Raw genomic sequence first — 19,934 nt, forward strand, 5'->3', positions numbered from 1 at the left:
GAAAATCAGCAGGAAGGTGGACCAACGGTATGCGTACCGGCTTTGGGAACGCTTAAGAAACTCGGGCCCGCGCACTGTGCCGATCACCCCCGATCGAATCTGTAGGAGCTGGCGACAAGCACCCGGCGAACAATCCGATCGTGTCGTTTGCTCAATCGCACCGATTCGAGCCGCACCACCCGCTATGCTCATTCGCACACTGTGTGTTTCCCCCCCAAGGAGGACGTGATGGGCAAGAAGAAGAGCAAGGCGAATACCCCAATCCCCGAAACAACCGGAAAGATGAAGAACAAGGATTACGAAGAGCACCTGCGCAAGCTGTCGGTGGAGCTGGTCAAGCTGCAGCAATGGGTGGTGCAGAAGGGCCTGAAGGTCTGCATCATTTTCGAGGGCCGCGACGGCGCCGGCAAAGGCGGCACCATCAAGGCGCTCACCGAGCGCGTCAGCCCGCGGGTGTTCCGCGTGGTGGCGCTGCCCACGCCCACTGAAAGGGAGAAATCCCAGCTCTACGCCCAGCGCTACATCCGCCACCTGCCGTCGGCCGGTGAAGTGGTGATCTTCGACCGCAGCTGGTACAACCGCGCCGGCGTCGAGCGGGTGATGGGCTTCTGCACTGAAGAACAGGCGGACAAGTTCCTGGCCGTGACCCCGCTGTTCGAGCGCATGCTCACCGAGTCGGGGATCATCCTGCTGAAGTTCTGGCTGGAGGTCAGCCCCGAGGAGCAGGAGCGCCGCCTCAAGGACCGCATCACCGACGGTCGCAAGATCTGGAAGCTCTCGCCCATGGACGTGAAGTCCTTCACCCGCTGGGACGAATACACCCGCGCCCGCGACCTGATGTTCGCCGCTACCGACTCGCCCTGGGCGCCCTGGATCGTGGCCCCTTCCGAGGACAAGAAGCGCGTGCGCCTGAACGTCATCAGCCACGTCCTCAAGCACGTGCCGTACAAGGAAATCCCGCGTGAGGAAGTGAAGCTGCCCAAGCGCGGCAAGATCGGCAAGTACAAGAGCCCCGACTATCCGATCCACTACATCGAAGAGAAATTCTGAGGCCGACCGGGGTCGGCACACGCCGGCCCTGGATCATCTGTCCACGGAAGCTGTAGTTGCTCGGGAGTGGTTTACGCAATGCTTTGGAGATAGGCCTCCACTTCGCCGGAAAGCCACCCGGCGAATGCCGCCACCTTGGCCCGGGCCGCGTCGCGCTCGGGCCACACCAGCCAGTACGGAAAGCCGTAGGGCACGCGCAGGTCGCTCAGCGCCACCAGCTCGCCGCTTTGCAGCGCAGCGGCCACCAGGCTGCGACGCTCGAGGCCGATGCCCTGGCCCATGCGTACCGCCTCGATGCTCAGGTTGGAATCGTTCACCACGAACTCCGCAGGCTCCTGGGGCACTGCCACTCCCGCCGCCTGGCACCAGCCCAGCCAGGACTCGAACCCCGTGACGCGCGGGCATCGAAGAATCGCTTCCGGCGTTGTCGGCAGGTGCCCTCCGTTGAACTCCGGCGAAGCGACAACCACCACTTCGTCCTCGAACAGGCGCTGCCGGGCCAGCCCTTCCCAGTGTCCCTGGCCGATGCGAATTGCCACATCGGCCAACCCCTGGCGCAGGTCCATCACTTCCAGGCTGGCCAGCAGGCGCAGGCGGTACTGCGGATAAGCCGCACGGAATCCGGGCAGACGTGGCAACAGCCATTTCTGGCCAAAAGACGGCGTGAGCGCCACCACCAGTTCGTCCTCCCCCGGGCGGGCCTTCGCCAGCCGAGTCGCCTCGGCTATATCGCGTAGCGCGCCACGAATCTGCAGGGCATACAGGCGGCCCTCCTCGCTCAGCCGCAGCCCTCGGCCTTCGCGCTGCAGCAGGGTGATGCCCAGCAGGCTCTCCAGCTGGCGCACCTGCTGGCTGATGGCCGAGTGGGTGACGTGCAGCTCACTGGCGGCGAGGGTCACGCTGCCAAGCCTGGCGACGGCTTCGAAGCTGCGCAGGGCGGAGAGCGGTGGCAATGCGCTCATGTAAGTTTTCCTAACCGAATCGGTCACTAATCGTCGCTATTACCCAGGGGTCAAAGCCGCTAGATTCATGGCCAGCGCGCGGAGGACTGCGCCAGCCACCATGCAATTTCCACTAACAGGATGTGCCCATGCAACAGAAGCTTCCGCACCTGATCGGCATGCTCGACTCGCCCTACGTGCGCCGTGTCGCCATCACCCTGCGCCTGCTCGGCATCGAGTTCAGCCACCAGTCGCTGTCGGTATTCCGCACCTACGAGGAATTCCGCGGCATCAACCCGGTAGTCAAGGCACCGACCCTGGTACTGGGCGATGGCCAGGTGCTGATGGACTCGACCCTGATCATCGACTGCCTCGAACACCTGGCCGGGCGCAGCCTGATGCCCGCCGAACCGGCCGCACGGGTGCGCGCCACGCGTCTGCTGGGCCTCGCGCTGGCAGTCATGGAGAAGGCGGTGCAACGCTACTACGAGCAACAGCGGCCGGATGACAAGCAGCTGGCCAGTTGGCAGGAGCGGGTCGACCAGCAACTGCATGCCGCCCTGGCACAACTGGAGAGCGAGCTGCGCGAAATGTCGCTGGATGCTGCCGCGCCGCTGGACCAGGCCGGCCTGAGCATCGCGGTGGCCTGGACGTTCGTGCAGCTGCTGCACTCGGAAGACATCCCGGCGGACAGCTATCCGGCGGTAGGTGACTGGGCGCAACAGGCCGAGGCACTGGACGTGTTCAAGGCCTTCCCGCCGGTGTGATCTCTCGCTGAGCGCAGGAGCGGGCTCCGTCCGCAATGGGTTCTCTGAGCGACGGTGATCTATCGCGGACAGAGTCCGCCCGTGCGCCCCTGAGACCTAGTCCTTCGGCAGTTCCTCATGCTGCTGGCGAGTGAAGCGCAGCAGCACGAAGCAGATGAAGAAGCCGCAGAGCGCCAGCCCGGCGGCGACAAGGAAGATCGACGCATAGCCGTGACGGGCGGCGACCAGCCCCATCAGCGGGCCGGCGACGCCCATCGCCAGGTCGAAGAACAGTGCGTAAGCGCCCAGCCCCGCGCTGCGGCTGCTGGCCGGGATGCGCAGCACCGCCTCCACACCCAGTGACGGATAGACCAGCGACAGGCCACAGCCGGTGAGCGCTGCTCCCAGCAGCGCGAAGCCCGGCCCCGGCGCCTGCCAGAGCAGCAGCAGGCCGAAGACTTCCACGCCGAGGCAGACCACAGCGACGGCAAAGCCGCCGAAGCGGTTGACCATGCCCGAGAAGATCAGCCGCGCGCCGACGAAACAGACGCCAAAGGCGGTCAGGCACCAGGCCGGATTGGCCCAACCCTGGCTGCCGTAATAGAGGGTAATGAAGGTCGCCAGGGTGCCAAAGCCAATGGAGCCGAGCATCACGCACATCCCATAGGGCAGCACGCGGCCCAGCACCGCGTGGAAGGCCATGCGCGTACCGGGGATGGTCGGCACCTCCGCGCGGTTGCGGGCCGCCAGCCAGCCCAGCGCGGTGAGCACCAGGATGCTCACACCCAGGCTCCACAGGCCCAGCGAAGCCGACATGGTCACCCCCAGTGGCGCACCGATGGCAATGCCGCCATAGCTGACGATGCCGTTCCAGGAAATCACCTTGGCGGTGTTCTGCGTCCCCACCAGCGCAATGCCCCAGCTCGCCGTCCCTATCCCCAGCAACCCCTGCGCCAGGCCGAACAGCAGGCGGCTACCGAGCAGCAGCGTCAGGCTCAGCCAGGTCACCGATTCGAGGCTGGTGGAAGCCAGCACCAGCGCCCCGCCGATGCCCAGCACACCCAGGCCATAGAGCACGGCGCGCTTGGCACCGTGGGTGTCCGCGATGTGGCCCGCCAACGGCCGGGATACCAGGGTGGCGATGTACTGCAGGCCGATGACCGCGCCGGCGATCACCGTCGAGTAGCCCAGGCCTTCATGGACGAAGCCGGGCAGCACCGGCAGCAGCAGTCCGATGCTCAGGAACAGGACGAAGGTGAAGACGACGGTCGCGAGGATGCGCAGGGTGACGGAGGCGGTTCGCTGCTCGGACGAGCTCATGGACGGGCCTGACGGTGGGTGGCGGAGCGTGTGCGGGGACGATTGAAAGCAGGCTATCTATTTCCGCCCCGATTGCCAATCCGAACCTCGCGCGCCGTTCGATGCTCCTATAGTTGTTCCATTGCCGCGCGCCGCAGCGGTGCGCTCCACCTGCAGCAAGGAGATCGTCATGGATACCAGCCAGCACAGCCTGGGCGCCCTGTTCAAGCAACTGGGCCTGCCCGACGGGCGCAAGGAGATCGATGCCTTCCTCGGCAGCCACCGCCTCGCCGAAGGCCAGAAACTGCCGGACGCGCCGTTCTGGAACGAGGCCCAGTCGCAGTTCCTGCGCGAGGCGCTGCAACAGGATTCGGATTGGACCGAGGAAGCCGACGAGCTGGCGGTTCGACTGTCCAACTGATCCGCCGCTACCTCATTTGAGATAGGAGCGCAGCACGCCCATGACCTGTTCCAGGTCTTCGTGGCGCTGCGCCGCCGTACGGTCCTCGGCGCCCAGATGGTCGCGCAGGTGGCCTTCGAGCACCTCGGCCATCAGGCCATTCACCGCGCCGCGGATGGCGGCGATCTGCTGCAGGATCGCCGCACATTCGCTGCCCGCCTCCAGCGCCCGTTCCAGCGCCTCGCTCTGGCCCTTGATGCGGCGCACCCGGGTCAACAGCTTCTTCTGGTCCTTGATGGTATGTCCCACGTCAAAAGCTCCAAAGGTATACTGGGGTATAGTATCCAGACTGATCCTACGGACCATCATCATGCAGCATGCCGCCCCCTCGCAAGACGGTCGCCACGACCACCAGTTCCACGAAGGCAATCCCCTGGCCGAGCGCAACACCCTGCGTGCCGCACTGCTGACCGTCGTGATGATGGTGGTGGAGATCGCCGGCGGCTGGGTGTTCAACTCCATGGCGCTGCTCGCCGACGGCTGGCACATGAGCTCCCACGCCCTGGCGCTGGGCCTGGCGTTCTTCGCCTACGTGGCGGCGCGGCGCTTCAAGGGCGACGCACGCTTCGCCTTCGGCACCTTCAAGATCGAGATCCTCGCCAGCTATACCAGCGCCATCCTGCTGCTGGGCGTGGCGGCGCTGATGATGTTCGAGTCCGTCGCCCGATTGCTCTCCCCTTCGCCGATCCATTACCAGCAGGCCATCGCCATCGCGGTCATTGGCCTGCTGGTGAACCTGGCCTGCGCCTGGCTGCTGCGCGGCGACCATCACCATGGCCATGATCACGGGCACGGGCACGGGCACGGGCACGGGCACGGGCACGATCATGACCATCATCACGGCCATGACCACGACCTGAACCTGCGCGCCGCCTACCTGCACGTGCTCGCCGACGCCGCCACCTCGGTAGCGGCGATCATCGCGCTGATCGGCGGCCTGATCTGGGGCGCCGCCTGGCTCGACCCGCTGATGGGCATGGTCGGCGCCGTACTGGTGGCCGTCTGGTCGATCGGCCTGCTCAAGCAGAGCGGCCGGGTGCTGCTGGATGCCGAAATGAACGACCCGGTAGTGGAGGAAATCCGCGTGGTGGTCGCCGGCTTGCCGCAACCGGCGCGGATCACCGACCTGCACCTGTGGCGCGTGGGCAAGTCGCGCTATGCCTGCATCCTCAGCCTCGCCAGCAGCGGGAACCTGACGCCGGAGCTGGTGCGCCAGCGCCTGCAGATCCACGAGGAACTGGCGCACATCACGGTGGAGATCAACCCTCTCCCCGCGTGAACGACCGGAAGTCGTGGCGGCTTTGACGACCGCCACGCCGCTACGGCCTAATGCGCAGCCTGTCGAACCCCGGTCGCCTGCCCGCATGTCCAGCTCCCGCTTCTCCACCGCCCAGCAACGCGCCAGCATCCTGCACCTGCCTGCCGGCCCCTGGACGACGGTGCTGGATTGCCTGTGTGCGCGCTTCCCGGCGATAAGCCGCGACACCTGGCTGGACCGCATGGCGCGCGGCAAGGTGCTGGACAACGACGGCCAGCCCATCGGCCCCGAGCATCCCTACCGCGAAGCGCTGCGCATCCACTACTTCCGCGAGGTGCCGCAGGAAACGCCGATCCCCTTCCAGGAAAGCATCCTGTATGCCGACGAACACCTGGTGGTGGCGGACAAGCCGCACTTCCTGCCGGTGACGCCAGCCGGTCAATACGTCGAGGAAACCCTCCTCGCCCGTCTCACCAGGCGCCTGGACAACCCGCTGCTGGTACCGCTGCACCGCATCGACCGGCTCACCGCCGGGCTGGTGCTGTTCTCTACCAACCCGGACAACCGCGATGCCTACCAGGCGCTGTTCCGCGAGCGGCGCATCCACAAGATGTACGAAGCCATCGCGCCAGCGCTGCCGGAGCGGGAGTTTCCCCTTGTGCACCGTTCGCGAATGGTCGAGGGCGATCCCTTCATCCGCATGCAGGAAGTGGACGGCACGCCCAACAGCGAAACCCGCATCGAGGTGCTCGAACAGCGCGGCGCCCTGTGGCGCTATGGATTGCACCCGGTCTCCGGCAAACGTCACCAGCTGCGCGTGCACATGTCGGGCCTGGGCGCGGCGCTGTGCTTCGATCCGCTCTACCCGACGCTGCCACCGCGCGGCGAACGTCCGCCGGAAGACTTCGACAAGCCGCTGAAGCTGCTGGCCCGGCAACTGGAGTTCATCGACCCGGTCACCGGCGAGGCGCGGCATTTCAGGAGCCAGCTGGAACTCTCCTGGCCTTCCATCAATTTCATCGATGGTCACCCTTAAGACGATCCATTTCCGTCGATAGTGGCCCCGGTGTTTTCATAGCTCCACCCCAAGGAGAGAAAGCATCGGGAGCCGAACATGAGCTACAGCGCCAAGTCCTTTTCCGCCCTCGTCAACGCCCTGCGTGCCGACGGCATCACCCGTCCCGAACAGATGGCCCGCCAGCCCTTCCGCAATGCCCAGGGCTTCTGGTCCGCGGTGGCGAAGAAATGAATCTGGTGCGGCGACTCCCGCCTGCGCTGCGCATGGATGCGGTGATCGTCCTCTACGCACTGGCTGCGGCCTGGCTGGTTTTTTCCGGGTTGTAGGCCTGGTCAGGTTCGCGAGCGAGGACCAGGCGTCCCCCTCGATCCTGCGAAGAACACGCCGAAGTGGAATCCGACTGCAGGAGCGAGCTTGCTCGCGAACCCGTCACAAACGAAAAAGGGCAGCCACGGCTGCCCTTTTCGTATCCCACGCGGCCCTGCCGCGCCCATCCTCACTTCTTCAGACAGGTGCTCATGAACGCCTTGCGTTCGTCGCCCTTGAGCGCCTTGGTGGTCGCATCGGCGTTGCAGGTCTTCATCTTCTCCTGCTGCGGGGTCATTTTCTTGGCGTCGCCGCCGCCAGCCTTCAGGCAAGTGCTCATGTACGCCTTGCGCTCATCGCCTTTCAGCGTCTTGGCGGTGGCATCGGCGTTACAGGACTTCATCTTCTCCTGCTGCGCGGTCTGCGCGGCGGTGGCAGCAAAGCCTTGCGCCGAAAACAGCAGGGCCAGGACGAGCAGCGGAATCCGAACGGTGGTCATGGAGTGGTCTCCCAGGATGGAATTGCCACTCTGAGCGTAGCTCGCAGCCCAGCATTCGCGAGGCTTGCAACGCGATGCAGCGGTTGGCGTCGCCAGCCCCGTGATCGTTTCCACGGCCTAAGAAGACAATTGGTTATATATAAATTCTAATTGATAATTTTTTGAAATAACAAAAATGCCGCAGTATGGCGCTGCCACCCATCCGGTACGCCAGGAACCTGCCATGTCGCTGTTGACCCTTCCCAATGCCCGCGAGCAAACCAAGTCGGTCCGCGCCACGGTGCTGGTGTTCAAGGACCCGCGCTCGCAGGAGCTGCTCAACCGCATCGAGCGCCTGGCGCCCAGCGAGGCCAACGCGCTGATCATCGGCGAGACCGGCACCGGCAAGGAACTGGTCGCCCGGCATATCCACAAGCTCAGCCGACGCAGCACCGCCCCCTTCGTGGCGGTGAACTGCGGGGCCTTTTCCGAGACACTGGTGGAGAGCGAGCTGTTCGGCCACGAGAAAGGCGCCTACACCGGCGCTACCAGCAGCAAGGCCGGCTGGTTCGAGTCGGCCAACGGCGGCACCCTGTTCCTCGACGAAATCGGCGACCTGCCGCTGAACATGCAGGTGAAGTTGCTGCGCGTCCTGCAGGAGCGCGAAGTCGTGCGCCTGGGTTCGCGCACGCCGGTACCGATCAATGTACGGGTGGTTGCCGCGACCAACGTCAACCTGGCCGACGCCGTGGTGGCCGGGCATTTCCGCGAAGACCTGTTCTACCGCCTGCACGTCGCCACCATTCGCCTGCCGCCACTGCGCGAGCGCCCCGGCGACATCCTGCCGCTGGCCGAGTTCTTCCTCGAGGAACACTGCCAGCGCCTGGGCTACAACCGTGCGTCGCTGAGCCCGGAGGCCGAACGCAAGCTGCTGGGCCACACCTGGCCGGGCAACATCCGCGAGCTGGAGAATGCCATCCACCACGCCCTGCTGGTGTGCCGCAACCAGCAGGTGCAGCCGGGCGATCTGCAACTGGCCGAGCTGCCCTCCGCTCCGCGCCACGACCTGCTGCGCCAGGACCACCTCCCCCACGCCCTCGCCCCGCGAGTCGAGGCGACGCTGGAGCAGGCGCTGCTGGAGTTGTTCGAAAGCAACAAGCCCGACCTCTACGAGCATGTCGAGGAAGTCCTGTTCCGCACCGCCTACCACTTCTGCCACGGCAACCAGCTACAGACTGGCCGTCTGCTGGGCATCAGCCGCAACATCGTCCGGGCGCGCCTGGAGAAGATCGGCGAACTGAACCTCAGCCGCACCGGCTGAGGTGGTTTCAGCCCCCGTCAGCGCTGGGCTGAAACCGTCCGTCGGCGCTCATCGCCCGGCCGCCCCCCGGCAAAGGTTATAATCCGCGCCGTTTTTCCGGCCGGCACGCCAGCGCCCACTGAACGTCTACACTGCCAGAACGACATCCCGGCGCGGTGTGGATTGCCCGTGCGAGGCCCATCTTCAAAGCTTCAAGTCATCAGCTATTCATCAGGAATGATCGTGACCAAAGACGAACTGCGCGCGGAACTGGAGCGCCAGGAGCAACGTTTCAAGGATGAACAGGGCGGCGAAGTGACCCTTTATGCCGCCCAGCCCGAACCCGGCAAGAAGCCCTGGCGAAAGCGACCCAGCGTGCAGGACAAGGCCTTCGACCGGGAGCTGGAAAGAATCGAAGAAGAACGACTGAAAAAGGATCTGGAAGCCCCGTCCCTTTAATCGCAGGTACGGCCCCAGGCCGAAAGACTCCCCCGGAATCTGCCGGGGAAAATCTTGAGGCGATGGGCGAGCAGTGCTCCGTGGGGGAGCCCGCCAGTTGGCCTGCAAACACTCATCCGATGGGCCGGCGGCCCGCGTGGAAGCATTGCAAACTTTTTCCACCCTGCCTGAAAGCGCCGTGCGACGAGGCGTCGCGCAAATTGGAGAAACCGTTTCAGGCTGAATACGGTGCTCCAAGCTTCTGGCATAATCGCCGCCCCGTCTCCGACCGGTCATAGAATTTTCATGTTCGATCTCTTCAGCGGACTCGATCTCTGGGTGGGTATCAGCCTGGTGCTGGCACTCACGTTCGTCCTTGCCTTCGAGTTCATCAATGGCTTCCACGACACCGCCAACGCGGTGGCCACGGTCATCTATACCAAGGCCATGTCGCCGTACCGCGCGGTGATCCTCTCCGGCATCTTCAACTTCCTCGGCGTATTGCTTGGCGGCGTTGGCGTCGCCTACGCAATCGTCCACCTGCTGCCGGTGGAACTGCTGATCAACGTGAACACCGGCCACGGCCTGGCGATGGTGTTCTCGCTGCTCGCCGCCGCCATCACCTGGAACCTGGGTACCTGGTACTTCGGCATCCCGGCCTCCAGCTCGCACACCCTGATCGGCTCGATCCTCGGCGTGGGCCTGGCGAATGCACTGATCAACGGCGTGCCGGTGGCCGACGGGATCAACTGGGGCAAGGCCATCGACATCGGCCTGTCGCTGATCTTCTCGCCGCTGGCCGGCTTCCTCGTCGCCGGCGCCCTGCTGATCGGCCTGAAGTGGCTGTATCCGCTGTCGAAGATGCACAAGACGCCGGAAACCCGCCGCGACGTCGACGAGAAGAAGCACCCACCGTTCTGGAACCGCCTGGTGCTGGTGATCTCGGCCATGACCGTGAGCTTCGTGCACGGCTCCAACGACGGCCAGAAGGGCATCGGCCTGATCATGCTGGTGCTGATCGGCATCGTCCCGGCGAAGTTCGTCCTCGACCTGAACAGCACCACCTACCAGATCGAGCGCACCCGCGACGCCGCCATCCACCTGCAGCAGTTCTACAACCGCCACTCCGACACCCTCGGCGAGATGCTCGCCCTGGGCAAGGCCAACGAAGCGGACCTGCCGGACCTGTACCGCTGCGAGCCGAAACAGACCGAGGCGACCCTCAAGGGCCTGCTGAGCGACCTGCACGGCGTTTCCAGCTACACCGAGCTGAACGACGATGAGCGCGTGCAGGTACGCCGCTACCTGCTGTGCCTGGACGACACCGCGAAGAAGGTCGGCAAGCTGTCCGAGCTGCCGTCGCGCGAGAAGGCGGACCTGGAGAAGCTGCGCAAGGACCTGACCAGCACCACCGAATACGCCCCCTTCTGGGTGATCATCGCGGTGGCCCTGGCCCTGGGCATTGGCACCATGGTCGGCTGGAAGCGCGTGGTGCTCACCGTCGGCGAGAAGATCGGCAAGCAGGGCATGACCTATGCCCAGGGCATCGCCGCCCAGCTCACCGCGACCGCCGCCATCGGCATGGCCAACATCTACAGCCTGCCGGTCTCAACGACGCACGTCCTGTCCTCGGGCGTGGCGGGCACCATGGTGGCGAACCGCAGTGGCCTGCAAGGCAGCACGATCCGCAACATCCTCATGGCCTGGGTACTGACCCTGCCCGTGTCGATCGCGCTGGCTGCCGGCCTGTTCTGGCTGTCCTCGCGCTTCATCGGCTGAGCCCGCGTCACGCACCACGAAAAACGCCTGCATCCGCAGGCGTTTTTCATTTCCGAGTCCTCAGAGACTCACGGCCTGTCGCGGCAGGCGGATGACGAAACGCGCGCCGCCCTTGTAGTTATCCACAGACAGGCTGCCGCCCATGTTGCGGATCAGATCGTGGCTCACCGACAACCCCAGCCCGGTGCCCTTGCCGATGGGCTTGGTGGTGAAGAAGGCCTCGAAGATGCGCTCCATCACAGCCGGGTCGATACCGCCGGCGTTGTCGCGCACGTGCAGCTCCACCCAATCGGTGTCGGTGCACGGCTCCTGCGCCACGCCGACCCAGCGGGCGCCCTCCTCGCCCCGCCCGAGCAGCGCGTCGCGCGCGTTGGCCAGCAGATTGATCAGCACCTGCTCGAGCTGGTCGGAGTAGCCGCGCACCACCACCCGCTGCGCCGGTGGCCGGCACTCCAGGCTGATGCCCTGCTGCGTCAGGCTTTCGCCCAGCAGCGCAATGGCGCCTTCGCAGGCGTCGTAAGGATCGAAGGGCGCAGCTTCCAGCTCCGATTTACGGCTGAACACGCCCATGTGGCTGATCACCCGTGATAGACGATCGATCTGCGCGTCGGCGCGCTCCAGCTTTTCCTTCAGGTATTCCGGTTCGCCCAGCTTCTGCCGGGCGTTGTAGAGGGACATGCGCATGACGTGCAGCGGCTGCTTCATCTCGTGGGCCATGCCGCTGACCATCTCGCCCAGGCTGGCCATCTTCGCGCCCTGCGCCAACTGCTGCTGTGCATGGCGCACGGCGGTGTTGTCGCGGCCCACCGCCTGGACTTCCACCAGCCGGCCCTCGGCATCCAGCAGCGGTCTGTCCGACCAGATCAGCCAGAGGTTGCGCTGGCCGGGCAGGCAGAAACGCAGCTCCCAGGAGTCATCCGCCGCGCCCTGGCCACCGCCTACCAGGCGCGCTCGCAAGGCACTGCAATCCTGTTGCGACAGCCATTCGTCCAACCGTCGACCCAGCAGCGCCTCCACCGGTTCGCCCAGCACCTGGGCGAACGTGCGGTTGATGAAGGTCAGCCTCAGGTCCGGGTCGTAGCGGCAGATCAGCGCCGGCGAGTCTTCCACCAGTACGCGGTAGCGCTCCTCGCTTTCAGCGATCTGCAATGCCGCAAGACGCTGCTCGGTGACATCCAGCCAGAGGCCGACAGCCTCCTGCGGAATGCCCTGGATATCCCGCAGCAGCTTGGCCTCGTCATACAGCCAGTGCCATTCGCCGCTACTGTCGCAGAGGCGGTACTCGGTGCGCACGCGGCCCTCGCGCAGCAATTCGCGGCCACGGTCGAGGAAGGCCTCCAGATCCTCGGGATGCACCCGTTCGGCCAGTGCCTGCCAACTCTGCCCCTGCAGGTCCAGGCCGAGAATATTGCCCGCGCTCTCGCTGTAGAACTCCGGGATCAGGTGTCCCTCTTCGACGCGCTGCACGTAGATCACCACCGGCGCACTGTCGATCAGGTTGCGCAGCCGGGCATGGGCGGCCAGCGCCTGCTCTTCCTGCAGCTTGCCCTCGCTGATATCCAGCAGCACGCCGTCCATCAACTGGTCGCCGGCGCGGGCCTGCCGTCGTCCCTGCAGGCGCAGCCAGCGGCGCGTCTGGGTCGACGCTGCACTGCGCAGGCGCAGGTCCTGGACCAGCCGCCCGCCCGGTTGCAGGTTGCGAAGGCGCAGGCCGAGCTCGTCGGCATCAGCCGGGTGCAACAGGGCCAACAGGTCGGCCAGGGCCAACTGCAATTGCCCTTCCGCCAGGCCGAGACTGGCCGCGACGGCCGGCGACAGTTCGAACAGGTTCTCGTCGACCCGCAAGCGCCACCAGCCACCGCCGACCATGTCCTGCAACAGGCTCAGGCGCCGGCTGCTATCGCGCAGGCTGTGCAGTTCGGTGCGCTCGTGCACGAGGTTGGTGAGGATTTCCGCTAGGTACTGCCAATCGCTCGGGGCCAGCCCTGGCCAGGTGCCGCCGTGCTCCATGGGTTCGGCCAGCAGCCCGGCGAGGCGCCCGCCCCGCACAGGCGCCGGAATCAGGTAGAGCTGGGCGCAGCACAGGGTACGCAGCAGCTCCGACGGCCTGTCATCCGCCCCCAGCAGGCAGGCACCGCTGGCCGCGCGCAGCTCGTCGCCGGGCAGCGCGAGGTTTTCCCGCAGCAGGCTGTCGAATCCGGGCTGCACATAGCAGGCGAAAACCCGCAGGCTCTGGTCCGGAGCCTCCAGCAAGAGCGCCATGCTGCGCATGTGGAAGTTGCTGCAGAAGGCCTCCAGCACTTCGCTTACCGCCTCGCCGAGGCGGCGCTGGGAGCTATGGCGCAGGCGCGCCAGCAGGAGTTTGCTGAGGTTCAGGCACTGCAACTTGTGCTGCTGGTTGTCGGATTGCCAGTTCAGGTCGGAGATGTCCGTGCCCAGCAACAGGCAATGCTCGTTGGGCTGCAGGACGGCGCGGAAGCGGCAGACCAGCGGCAGGTCACCGGTGCTGCGCAGCACCAGGTCGAGGCGCTCGCCGCCGCGCAGGCTGGACACCTGCATGCCGCCGGGAATTCGGCGATCCAGATAATCGCCGAGCCCCGGCAGATCCCCATTGCCCGGCAGCGGCGGCAGCAACCTGTGGGCCTGGCTGCCGCCACGGGCGATGACGCGGTCACGACTGTCCAGCTCCAGCCACAGGTCGCAGTGGCCGGTCACCACGGGCTCGGCCAACTCCTCCACCGGCAGAGCCGGGCGCCGCCGTGCGGCCAGGGGCCGGCTTGGCAGCGGGTTTTCGTTCATCTCATGCTGGCCACGGGGCCTGGAGCGCCAGAAATCGAACATCCAGTGCCTCAGAGCAGGACGCTGGCCGTGCCGCTGAGCACGTCCGGCAAGCGCGGCACGGTGCCGATCCCTGGCAGGGTCAGCAGCGGCACGATGGGCGAGGTGGCATAGGGATAGCTGATGCAAACCTGCACACGGGTGTACTGGCGGCCCGACACCGTTTGCGTCACCGGGGTATCCATGAACTGCCCGCCGTAACAGCCATTGCGCCAGCTCGTCGGCATCCAGCTCAGGCGCTGGGTCACGGCGCTGTCCACGGCAGCCTTGAGCGCGGCGTTATAACCGCCCGCCGCTTGTGGATTCACCGAAACGGCCACCCGCGCGCCGGCCGCCGCCGCATCGTTGAAGGACTGCAGCATCAGCAGGGGTACGCAATAACCCAGCAGCCCGTAAAGAACCGCAAAGAACAGAACGAAGACCGCGGCGAACTCGATAGCTACCGCGCCCCGCTGCGTGCTGCGACCGCCGACTCCGTTCATGCGCAATACTCCCGGACCAACATGCAACTTGAATGATCGTTCAACTTATCGGCACGGCGAAACTTTGCTGAAGATACGCGCCGTCGGATAATTACCGCTACCCAGCAATACTAGGCGGTCTTCCGGGATTCGTCGGATGTCCTGTCGGAATAACGTTGCGAGCCAAATTCGAATTTATCTGGCTTGAATTGCAATATAGCGCTGCAATAGCAAATACCTTAAGAATCCTCGCATCTGCTTCGACATCGCCGCCACCGGGATAAGGATATTCTCGATGCTGTTCAAACTCTGCCTTCTGGCCTGGTTCGCGGTCTGTGCCTACCAGGATCTCACCCGGCTGCGGGTCAGCAACTGGCTGACCCTGGGCGGCGCCCTGCTCGCCCTGCTGTTCCTGCTGGCGACCGGTCACACGCTGACCGGATATACCCCGCAGGCCGCGGCACTGGCGGCGTTGCTGGCGGCAGCGCTCACCGTGCCGGGCTACTGGCTGGGGAAGCTGGGCGCAGCCGACGTGAAGCTGCTGGTCGCTCTGGGCCTGGCCAGTGACCCATTGACGGTGCTCTACACCCTGGCCCTGGCCAGCCTGTTCTGCGTACTCCTGATGCTCGCCAGCAAACTTTTGATTGATTCGGACAGAGTGGCGATTAATTGCAAAAAGAAATTAGCCAGACTGCAACCGTCAAAGTTCAAGTCATTTCCTTTCATATTCACGCTATTCGCCGGTCTTCTGACGGCCTTTTCTCTGCCTTACTGATGCCGCTTATTTTATTGGCGCGATGCAAACTTAACGACTATATGCTAAGGGTTAATACCACCCATCGCCTGATGGAACGATCCGGCTGCGGTTATTGAACAACCGGACGATAAAAATAATGGATATGTATTTTCAAGGAGCGTGCAGTCATGGACAAAACGGCCAATCGCCGTTTCAGCGTGCTGGTCATCGACGACGAGCCGCAGGTCACTTCCGAGCTTTCCGAGTTGCTGGAAAACAGCGGCTACCACTGCGTGGTCAGCGACAGCAAGGACAGCGCCTTGCAGAGATTCCGCGACGATCCCTCGATCGGCCTGGTGATCTGCGACCTGGGCCTGGGGCGCGACAACGGCATTCGCGTGGTCGAGGCGCTGAAGGAGGCGGCCGGCACGGCGCGGTTCTTTGAAACCATCATCCTCACCGGCCAGCAGGGCAGCCAGGAAGTAATCGAGGCCATGCGCGTGGGCGTTGCCGACTACTATCAGAAGCCGGTCGCGCCGATGGACCTGCTCAAGGGCCTGGAGCGCCTGGAAGCGCGCCTGCACGAGCGCATTCGCAGCCAGCTCAGCCTGAGCCATGTGAACCAGCGCCTGGAATACCTGGCCGAATCGCTCAATTCAATTTCGCGGGATATCCACAAGATCAAGTACGAGGTGCATGGCGGTGGCCAGCCCGTCAGCAACAGTGCCCTGAAACAGGAGCAGGAAGCGCCGGCCAGCACCACGCCGAGCAACGCCGAGCAGATCGCACCGGTGGTCAACAACCCGCTGTTCAACAAGCTCTCGCCGCGCCAGCAGGCGGTAGCGCGCCTGGTGAGCAAGGGGCTGACCAACTACCAGATCGCCTACGACCTGGGGATCACCGAGAACACCGTGAAGCTTTACGTCTCGCAGGTGCTGCGGCTGATGCACATGCACAACCGCACGCAGCTCGCCCTCGCCATCTCCCCCACCGCCTCCCAGAGCAGCGCGGTGCACTGAGCACCGCGCTCCCTCCTGACGACCTTCAGATCAGCAGCTCGGCACCGCCGGTCTGGAGGTCGATCAGGCGCACATCGAGGATGCCAGTCTGGATGCCGAGCAGCGACAGAAGTGGATCGATGAGTTGCTGGCCGAGGGCACTGACGAGAGTTCCCAACCCCGATGTCAGGTTGAGCATCAGGTCAGCGAGCGAGTTGACGATACTGCTCAGCGCACAGAGCAACCAGCTGACGAGAATAATGGCATTGCAATTACCACCCGCAGTGACCTTGATGCTCAGCGAGTTTCCAAGACTGGCCAGCCCCGCCCCAAGCGAAGAGCCCAACGGACTCTGCACCCGCGTCACCGCGCTGGGCAGATCCGACGGACCGTTCACCGTAAAGCTCAGTGACTGCTCGCCAGGAATGGCGAACTGCGTGCCGGCCGAGGCGCTGCTGCCGCTCGCCCCGGTCGCGGTATTGGTGATCGTCACCCCCAGCAAACTGCCACTGGCGCCGGACAGCAGGCTGACGTTGGCATCAATATTGGCGCTCGCCACCCCCGGCCGCGCCTTCACGTTGACGATCGCCGACTGCCCCACTCCGCCGCACTGGATACTGTCCAGCGCGGCGTAACCTTCCGCCACGCCGACTTTCAGGCTCAACGCCAGCTTCACTAGATTCAACCCCAGCAAATTGGCATTGGCGCCCACGACCAGTTGTACTTGGGCATTCTTCGCCACGGTTCGCCAATTACCGGCGCTGTCCTTGCCCGGATAACCGATTGCGATGGTGGGCGGAGAGATGACCTGCAGCTTGACCGTGGGCACCACGCCGGCAATGTTCTTTCCCTTCAGATCGAGGTCGACGGCATTGTTCTTGTTCGCCACCAGTGCCGTCGCCATCAGCAGGTCCAGCAGATTGACCCCCGCGTTGAGCGCCGTATCGCGCACGCTGTCAGGCGCCACCACGCTGAGGATCTGCCCGAGGGTCAGGTTGGCCGTCGGCACGTTGATGGTCGCCAGCGCGGTGCGCAGCAGGGAGGTATTCACGTTGGCCAACTGCGAGGCATCCGCCGCATTGACCATCGCCTGGAGCAACTGCGCGGCGGTGACGTTGGCGCCCAGCAGGCTGTCGACCTTGCCCAGTTCCAGGTTCACACCGGCCGCCTTGAGCTGCTGGCTGAGGGCGAGCAGCGAGACGTTCGCCCCCGCAATCCCCTGGTAGGTGACCAGGTCCAGGTTGATGCTGGTGCCCAGCAAACCGCCGAGCAGCGCGTTGAGCAAGGGCGAGTTGGTCGAGTCCAGGCTCAGTACGCCGCTACCGGCGGAAATCCCCGCCATCGCCGTGCGCCGGGCTACAGCCTGGGCGCTGAGTATGGTGTTGCTGCTCGCGCCGCTGAACAGGCTGGCAACATTGAGCAGCAAGCTGGAAGGCACCGTGTGGGTCGCCTGCACGCGGACGGAGTCCGCTGGGTCGCCACCGGCGGTGAACGTCCGCCGCGACGACGCCGAGCCATATCCGCCATCGAAGGTCACACTGCCCAGCGTCGCCAGCAGGGAGTCGCCGGTGGCCGGGACGAACCCGTTGCGGGCCGCGCTGGTCGTGACGTAACCCTGCACACCCGACGGCAGCCCACACAATCCGCTGAGGGACGCCGCCTCCAGAGCCGCCATGTCGACGACCCGCTGCAACTTGCGCTGTTCGTAGTACAAACGCCCGGTGTCGATCACCAGCGCCAGGCAGATCAGCGCCAGCAACAACGTGCCAGCCGCCATGACTCCAATCGCACCCCGCTGCCGTTCGCGTCCCATGGCACGCTCCCGAAGGATTACTTCTTGTCGGTGCTGAAGCTGTTGTCGTCGAGCAGATACTCGGGGATTTCGCGGGTATAGCTCTTCAGGTAGCGCTGGTAGGCGCGGTCACGCTCGGCTGGCGTCGCACTCTGGTGGTTGGCCGAGGCAGCGCGCCCACTGGACTGCAACTCCAGCCAGCTGAGAACTTCCTGCTGATCGCGGGCCGTGGTGCCCGCCTTGGTGGGCACCGCCGCGCGTTCGGCGGCCAGCGTCATCATCGGCGCAGCCAGCAGGGCGCCGACCAGAATCCATGCCTTCATCGCATCCTCCCTGCTCGCCTCAGCGAGCCTTGAACAGCAACTTCGCATCGTGCGCCACGGCGGGCGTCGAATCGGCCAGCGCCGGATGTGCATCGACGACGGGCTCGTCCACGTAGCTGACGGTGTCCGCCTCCACCTTGGGTTGGCTTGCCGGGCTGCCATGTCCCAGGTCGTGCGCCTGATCCTGCGCTGCACGCACCTGCTCGGCCGACAGACCGACGCTCTGGATCAGGCGAGTAGCCTCGGGGGTCTCGCCCTGCATGAACATCAGGCTCAGCAGGTTGGTCGCCGGCAGCTTGTCGTGCTCGTCCAGTTCCATGGCGGTGATGAATTCGAAACGCGCCTTCTCCAGCTCACCACGGCGCAGCAGGACGAAGCCCAGGTCATTGCGCAGGGCGCTGTCGGTAGGCTGCAGGCGTGCCGCTTCGCGCAACTCGCGTTCGGCCTCCACGGTATTGCCGGCACGCATGGCGATCTGCCCCAGGCCATGGTGGGCCTCGGCTGTTTTGCAGGTGCCGAGCAGGCCTTCGTAGACAATCCGCGCCTTGGGGTCGCCGATACGGCGCAGGGCCAGGGCCTTGCTTTCGCGCACTTCCAGCGAGTTCGGCGGCAGGGTTTCGAGGTTGGCCAGCGCAGCGTGGGCGCGGCCGTTGTCGAGCATTTCGCGAGCCAGATTGAGCTGCAGTTCCACCGACTGGCCCAGGTTCTCGTCGCAATGCTGGCCGACGGTCGGGCCGCCCAGCGTGTCGAAGTTGGCGCAACCGCCGAGCGCCAGGCTCAGCAGTCCGATCGCGCAGGCGTTTCTCATCCCATACCCCCCATGGCCTTGGTAATGGCGAGGAACCCGGGCCCGGCGAGGATGATCAACAGTGCCGGGAACAACAGCACCATCATCACCAGGCTCATCTTCGCCGACAGCTTGCTGACCTTTTCCTGCAGGGCAGTCAGACGGCGGTCCTCGAACAATTGCTTGAGCGTGAGCAACGAGCTGCGCGCGCTGCCACCCTGGCGCACCATCTGCCGCAGCACGTTGCAGCAGTCGGTCAGCTCACCGACCATCAGGCGGCGGCTCAATTGCTCCAGCTCCTCGGCCAGCTCCAGACCGCTGTCGGTGTGAGCCAGCACGGTCTCCAGCTCCGAGGCCAGCACCGGGACGATGTTCCTGCCCTCGCGGCAGACCACCCGCAGGCTCTGCTCGACGGTCAGGCCGGAGTCGAAGAGGATGCGGATCAGCTGGATGAACAGGATCACTTCGCCAGCCAGGCGCGTCCGGCGCTTCTCGGCAAGATAGGCCAGCACTCGCTTGGGCAGCAGGAAGCCGATGCCCGCGGCGAACAGCAGCGGCACCACCGGCGAGGTAGCGGCGTGGCCCTGCATGGCGAGGTAGACGATGGTGATCCCCATCAGCACGAACGGGCAGGCGATCAGGGTCATCAGGTAGACGCTGCGCGGCGTGTTGCCGCTCCAGCCGGCCTGGTGCAGCAGCACGCGGACTTCGTCGTCGCGCAGGTGCAGGCGCTTGCCCAGCCCGCTGCTGCCGAGGCGGTCGAACAGGTCCGCCACGCGATTGCCGGAGCGCGGCAGCGGCTGGCCGCCCAGGCGTTGCTCGATCAGTCGTTGTTCGCGCCCCGCCGCGCGGCTCTGCGAGAGCATCAGCAGGATCGCCGCCAGCAGCAGGATCAGCGCCATCAGGCCGTACATCAGTGGCATGGC

The 19,934-nt window shown here is 65.1% G+C and carries 21 protein-coding genes; 11 read left to right on the forward strand and 10 right to left on the reverse strand.

All coding sequences use genetic code 11. From position 1 onward, the window contains the following. Positions 1–228 precede the first annotated feature (228 nt). Positions 229–1,050, forward strand: coding sequence for a polyphosphate kinase 2 (gene ppk2 / locus A6723_RS21745; RefSeq protein ID WP_054906546.1), 822 nt, complete (start codon positions 229–231; stop codon positions 1,048–1,050). A gap of 71 nt (positions 1,051–1,121) precedes the next feature. On the opposite strand, the gene A6723_RS21750 is transcribed toward ppk2, so the two are convergent. Then, the gene (locus tag A6723_RS21750) at positions 1,122–2,012 is read right to left on the reverse strand and encodes a LysR substrate-binding domain-containing protein (RefSeq protein ID WP_054906547.1); all 891 of its coding nucleotides are present in this window, start codon (positions 2,010–2,012) and stop codon (positions 1,122–1,124) included. A gap of 128 nt (positions 2,013–2,140) precedes the next feature. Between A6723_RS21750 and A6723_RS21755 the strand changes: the two genes are divergently transcribed. After that, positions 2,141–2,758, forward strand: coding sequence for a glutathione S-transferase family protein (locus A6723_RS21755; protein ID WP_054906548.1), 618 nt, complete (start codon positions 2,141–2,143; stop codon positions 2,756–2,758). Between the two features lie 96 nt (positions 2,759–2,854). Here the strand turns inward: A6723_RS21755 and A6723_RS21760 are convergent, their stop codons facing one another. Beyond that, a complete protein-coding gene (locus A6723_RS21760) occupies positions 2,855–4,057 on the reverse strand; it encodes an MFS transporter (RefSeq protein WP_054906549.1) in 1,203 nt (400 codons plus the stop codon). Between the two features lie 169 nt (positions 4,058–4,226). Here A6723_RS21760 and A6723_RS21765 point away from each other — a divergent pair, with 169 nt between their 5' ends. Beyond that, the gene (locus A6723_RS21765) at positions 4,227–4,457 is read left to right on the forward strand and encodes a DUF2789 domain-containing protein (protein ID WP_024764117.1); all 231 of its coding nucleotides are present in this window, start codon (positions 4,227–4,229) and stop codon (positions 4,455–4,457) included. A gap of 12 nt (positions 4,458–4,469) precedes the next feature. On the opposite strand, the gene A6723_RS21770 is transcribed toward A6723_RS21765, so the two are convergent. Next, positions 4,470–4,745, reverse strand: coding sequence for a metal/formaldehyde-sensitive transcriptional repressor (locus A6723_RS21770; protein WP_024764116.1), 276 nt, complete (start codon positions 4,743–4,745; stop codon positions 4,470–4,472). A 61-nt stretch (positions 4,746–4,806) separates the two neighbouring features. Between A6723_RS21770 and dmeF the strand changes: the two genes are divergently transcribed. The 3 genes from dmeF (at position 4,807) to A6723_RS32480 (ending at position 7,003) form a co-directional block, all read left to right on the forward strand. Continuing rightward, positions 4,807–5,775, forward strand: coding sequence for a CDF family Co(II)/Ni(II) efflux transporter DmeF (dmeF, locus tag A6723_RS21775; RefSeq protein WP_054906550.1), 969 nt, complete (start codon positions 4,807–4,809; stop codon positions 5,773–5,775). Positions 5,776–5,860: 85 nt separating this feature from the next. Next, positions 5,861–6,790, forward strand: coding sequence for a pseudouridine synthase (locus tag A6723_RS21780; protein ID WP_054906551.1), 930 nt, complete (start codon positions 5,861–5,863; stop codon positions 6,788–6,790). Positions 6,791–6,868: 78 nt separating this feature from the next. Further along, a complete protein-coding gene (locus A6723_RS32480) occupies positions 6,869–7,003 on the forward strand; it encodes a hypothetical protein (protein WP_017519380.1) in 135 nt (44 codons plus the stop codon). Between the two features lie 265 nt (positions 7,004–7,268). On the opposite strand, the gene A6723_RS21785 is transcribed toward A6723_RS32480, so the two are convergent. Continuing rightward, entirely contained in the window at positions 7,269–7,577 is a 309-nt protein-coding gene (locus A6723_RS21785) for a PsiF family protein (RefSeq protein ID WP_054906552.1), read from the reverse strand. Positions 7,578–7,800: 223 nt separating this feature from the next. Here A6723_RS21785 and A6723_RS21790 point away from each other — a divergent pair, with 223 nt between their 5' ends. From A6723_RS21790 to A6723_RS21800, 3 genes are all read left to right on the forward strand, one after another. Further along, positions 7,801–8,877, forward strand: a complete 1,077-nt coding sequence (locus tag A6723_RS21790; RefSeq protein WP_024764112.1) for a sigma-54-dependent Fis family transcriptional regulator — start codon at positions 7,801–7,803, stop codon at positions 8,875–8,877. A gap of 222 nt (positions 8,878–9,099) precedes the next feature. Beyond that, entirely contained in the window at positions 9,100–9,315 is a 216-nt protein-coding gene (locus A6723_RS21795; protein WP_024764111.1) for a hypothetical protein, read from the forward strand. A 285-nt stretch (positions 9,316–9,600) separates the two neighbouring features. After that, complete coding sequence (locus A6723_RS21800) at positions 9,601–11,073, forward strand: inorganic phosphate transporter (RefSeq protein WP_054906553.1); 1,473 nt, start codon at positions 9,601–9,603, stop codon at positions 11,071–11,073. 60 nt (positions 11,074–11,133) lie between these two features. Here the strand turns inward: A6723_RS21800 and A6723_RS21805 are convergent, their stop codons facing one another. Both A6723_RS21805 and A6723_RS21810 read right to left on the reverse strand, forming a co-directional pair. Then, positions 11,134–13,914, reverse strand: a complete 2,781-nt coding sequence (locus A6723_RS21805) for a PAS domain-containing sensor histidine kinase (protein ID WP_082450420.1) — start codon at positions 13,912–13,914, stop codon at positions 11,134–11,136. A gap of 8 nt (positions 13,915–13,922) precedes the next feature. Then, complete coding sequence (locus tag A6723_RS21810; RefSeq protein WP_024764108.1) at positions 13,923–14,393, reverse strand: TadE/TadG family type IV pilus assembly protein; 471 nt, start codon at positions 14,391–14,393, stop codon at positions 13,923–13,925. 274 nt (positions 14,394–14,667) lie between these two features. Here A6723_RS21810 and A6723_RS21815 point away from each other — a divergent pair, with 274 nt between their 5' ends. Both A6723_RS21815 and A6723_RS21820 read left to right on the forward strand, forming a co-directional pair. After that, positions 14,668–15,147: a prepilin peptidase gene (locus A6723_RS21815; protein WP_082450421.1), complete on the forward strand. Its 480-nt coding sequence runs from the start codon at positions 14,668–14,670 to the stop codon at positions 15,145–15,147. Between the two features lie 149 nt (positions 15,148–15,296). Then, positions 15,297–16,127 (forward strand): response regulator transcription factor, encoded by an 831-nt coding sequence (locus tag A6723_RS21820; protein ID WP_054906554.1) that lies wholly within the window; start codon positions 15,297–15,299, stop codon positions 16,125–16,127. A gap of 25 nt (positions 16,128–16,152) precedes the next feature. Here the strand turns inward: A6723_RS21820 and A6723_RS21825 are convergent, their stop codons facing one another. The 4 genes from A6723_RS21825 to A6723_RS21840 are packed head-to-tail and all read right to left on the reverse strand — an operon-like array spanning position 16,153 to position 19,931. Then, positions 16,153–17,919: a pilus assembly protein TadG-related protein gene (locus A6723_RS21825; protein ID WP_082450422.1), complete on the reverse strand. Its 1,767-nt coding sequence runs from the start codon at positions 17,917–17,919 to the stop codon at positions 16,153–16,155. A gap of 17 nt (positions 17,920–17,936) precedes the next feature. After that, positions 17,937–18,221: a DUF3613 domain-containing protein gene (locus tag A6723_RS21830; protein WP_054906556.1), complete on the reverse strand. Its 285-nt coding sequence runs from the start codon at positions 18,219–18,221 to the stop codon at positions 17,937–17,939. Between the two features lie 19 nt (positions 18,222–18,240). Continuing rightward, positions 18,241–19,029, reverse strand: a complete 789-nt coding sequence (locus tag A6723_RS21835; RefSeq protein ID WP_054906557.1) for a tetratricopeptide repeat protein — start codon at positions 19,027–19,029, stop codon at positions 18,241–18,243. Next, the gene (locus tag A6723_RS21840; RefSeq protein WP_054906558.1) at positions 19,026–19,931 is read right to left on the reverse strand and encodes a type II secretion system F family protein; all 906 of its coding nucleotides are present in this window, start codon (positions 19,929–19,931) and stop codon (positions 19,026–19,028) included. The genes A6723_RS21835 and A6723_RS21840 overlap by 4 nt, the downstream gene beginning before the upstream one ends. Positions 19,932–19,934: the final 3 nt, after the last annotated feature.

The sequence above is a fragment of the Pseudomonas sp. AU11447 genome (assembly GCF_001672555.2).
Taxonomy (GTDB): Bacteria; Pseudomonadota; Gammaproteobacteria; order Pseudomonadales; family Pseudomonadaceae; genus Pseudomonas; species Pseudomonas nitroreducens.

What these genes read in the sequence shown, in the direction of transcription:
- A6723_RS21805 (WP_082450420.1), bottom strand. Translation starts at nt 13,914, where the DNA reads ATGTTCGATTTCTGGCGCTCCAGGCCCCGTGGCCAGCATGAGATGAAC.
- A6723_RS21825 (WP_082450422.1), bottom strand. Translation starts at nt 17,919, where the DNA reads ATGGGACGCGAACGGCAGCGGGGTGCGATTGGAGTCATGGCGGCTGGC.
- A6723_RS21815 (WP_082450421.1), top strand. Translation starts at nt 14,668, where the DNA reads ATGCTGTTCAAACTCTGCCTTCTGGCCTGGTTCGCGGTCTGTGCCTAC.
- A6723_RS21830 (WP_054906556.1), bottom strand. Translation starts at nt 18,221, where the DNA reads ATGAAGGCATGGATTCTGGTCGGCGCCCTGCTGGCTGCGCCGATGATG.
- A6723_RS21765 (WP_024764117.1), top strand. Translation starts at nt 4,227, where the DNA reads ATGGATACCAGCCAGCACAGCCTGGGCGCCCTGTTCAAGCAACTGGGC.
- A6723_RS21835 (WP_054906557.1), bottom strand. Translation starts at nt 19,029, where the DNA reads ATGAGAAACGCCTGCGCGATCGGACTGCTGAGCCTGGCGCTCGGCGGT.
- dmeF (WP_054906550.1), top strand. Translation starts at nt 4,807, where the DNA reads ATGCAGCATGCCGCCCCCTCGCAAGACGGTCGCCACGACCACCAGTTC.
- A6723_RS21790 (WP_024764112.1), top strand. Translation starts at nt 7,801, where the DNA reads ATGTCGCTGTTGACCCTTCCCAATGCCCGCGAGCAAACCAAGTCGGTC.
- A6723_RS32480 (WP_017519380.1), top strand. Translation starts at nt 6,869, where the DNA reads ATGAGCTACAGCGCCAAGTCCTTTTCCGCCCTCGTCAACGCCCTGCGT.
- A6723_RS21755 (WP_054906548.1), top strand. Translation starts at nt 2,141, where the DNA reads ATGCAACAGAAGCTTCCGCACCTGATCGGCATGCTCGACTCGCCCTAC.
- A6723_RS21750 (WP_054906547.1), bottom strand. Translation starts at nt 2,012, where the DNA reads ATGAGCGCATTGCCACCGCTCTCCGCCCTGCGCAGCTTCGAAGCCGTC.
- ppk2 (WP_054906546.1), top strand. Translation starts at nt 229, where the DNA reads ATGGGCAAGAAGAAGAGCAAGGCGAATACCCCAATCCCCGAAACAACC.
- A6723_RS21785 (WP_054906552.1), bottom strand. Translation starts at nt 7,577, where the DNA reads ATGACCACCGTTCGGATTCCGCTGCTCGTCCTGGCCCTGCTGTTTTCG.
- A6723_RS21800 (WP_054906553.1), top strand. Translation starts at nt 9,601, where the DNA reads ATGTTCGATCTCTTCAGCGGACTCGATCTCTGGGTGGGTATCAGCCTG.
- A6723_RS21820 (WP_054906554.1), top strand. Translation starts at nt 15,297, where the DNA reads ATGGACAAAACGGCCAATCGCCGTTTCAGCGTGCTGGTCATCGACGAC.
- A6723_RS21810 (WP_024764108.1), bottom strand. Translation starts at nt 14,393, where the DNA reads ATGAACGGAGTCGGCGGTCGCAGCACGCAGCGGGGCGCGGTAGCTATC.
- A6723_RS21840 (WP_054906558.1), bottom strand. Translation starts at nt 19,931, where the DNA reads ATGCCACTGATGTACGGCCTGATGGCGCTGATCCTGCTGCTGGCGGCG.
- A6723_RS21760 (WP_054906549.1), bottom strand. Translation starts at nt 4,057, where the DNA reads ATGAGCTCGTCCGAGCAGCGAACCGCCTCCGTCACCCTGCGCATCCTC.
- A6723_RS21780 (WP_054906551.1), top strand. Translation starts at nt 5,861, where the DNA reads ATGTCCAGCTCCCGCTTCTCCACCGCCCAGCAACGCGCCAGCATCCTG.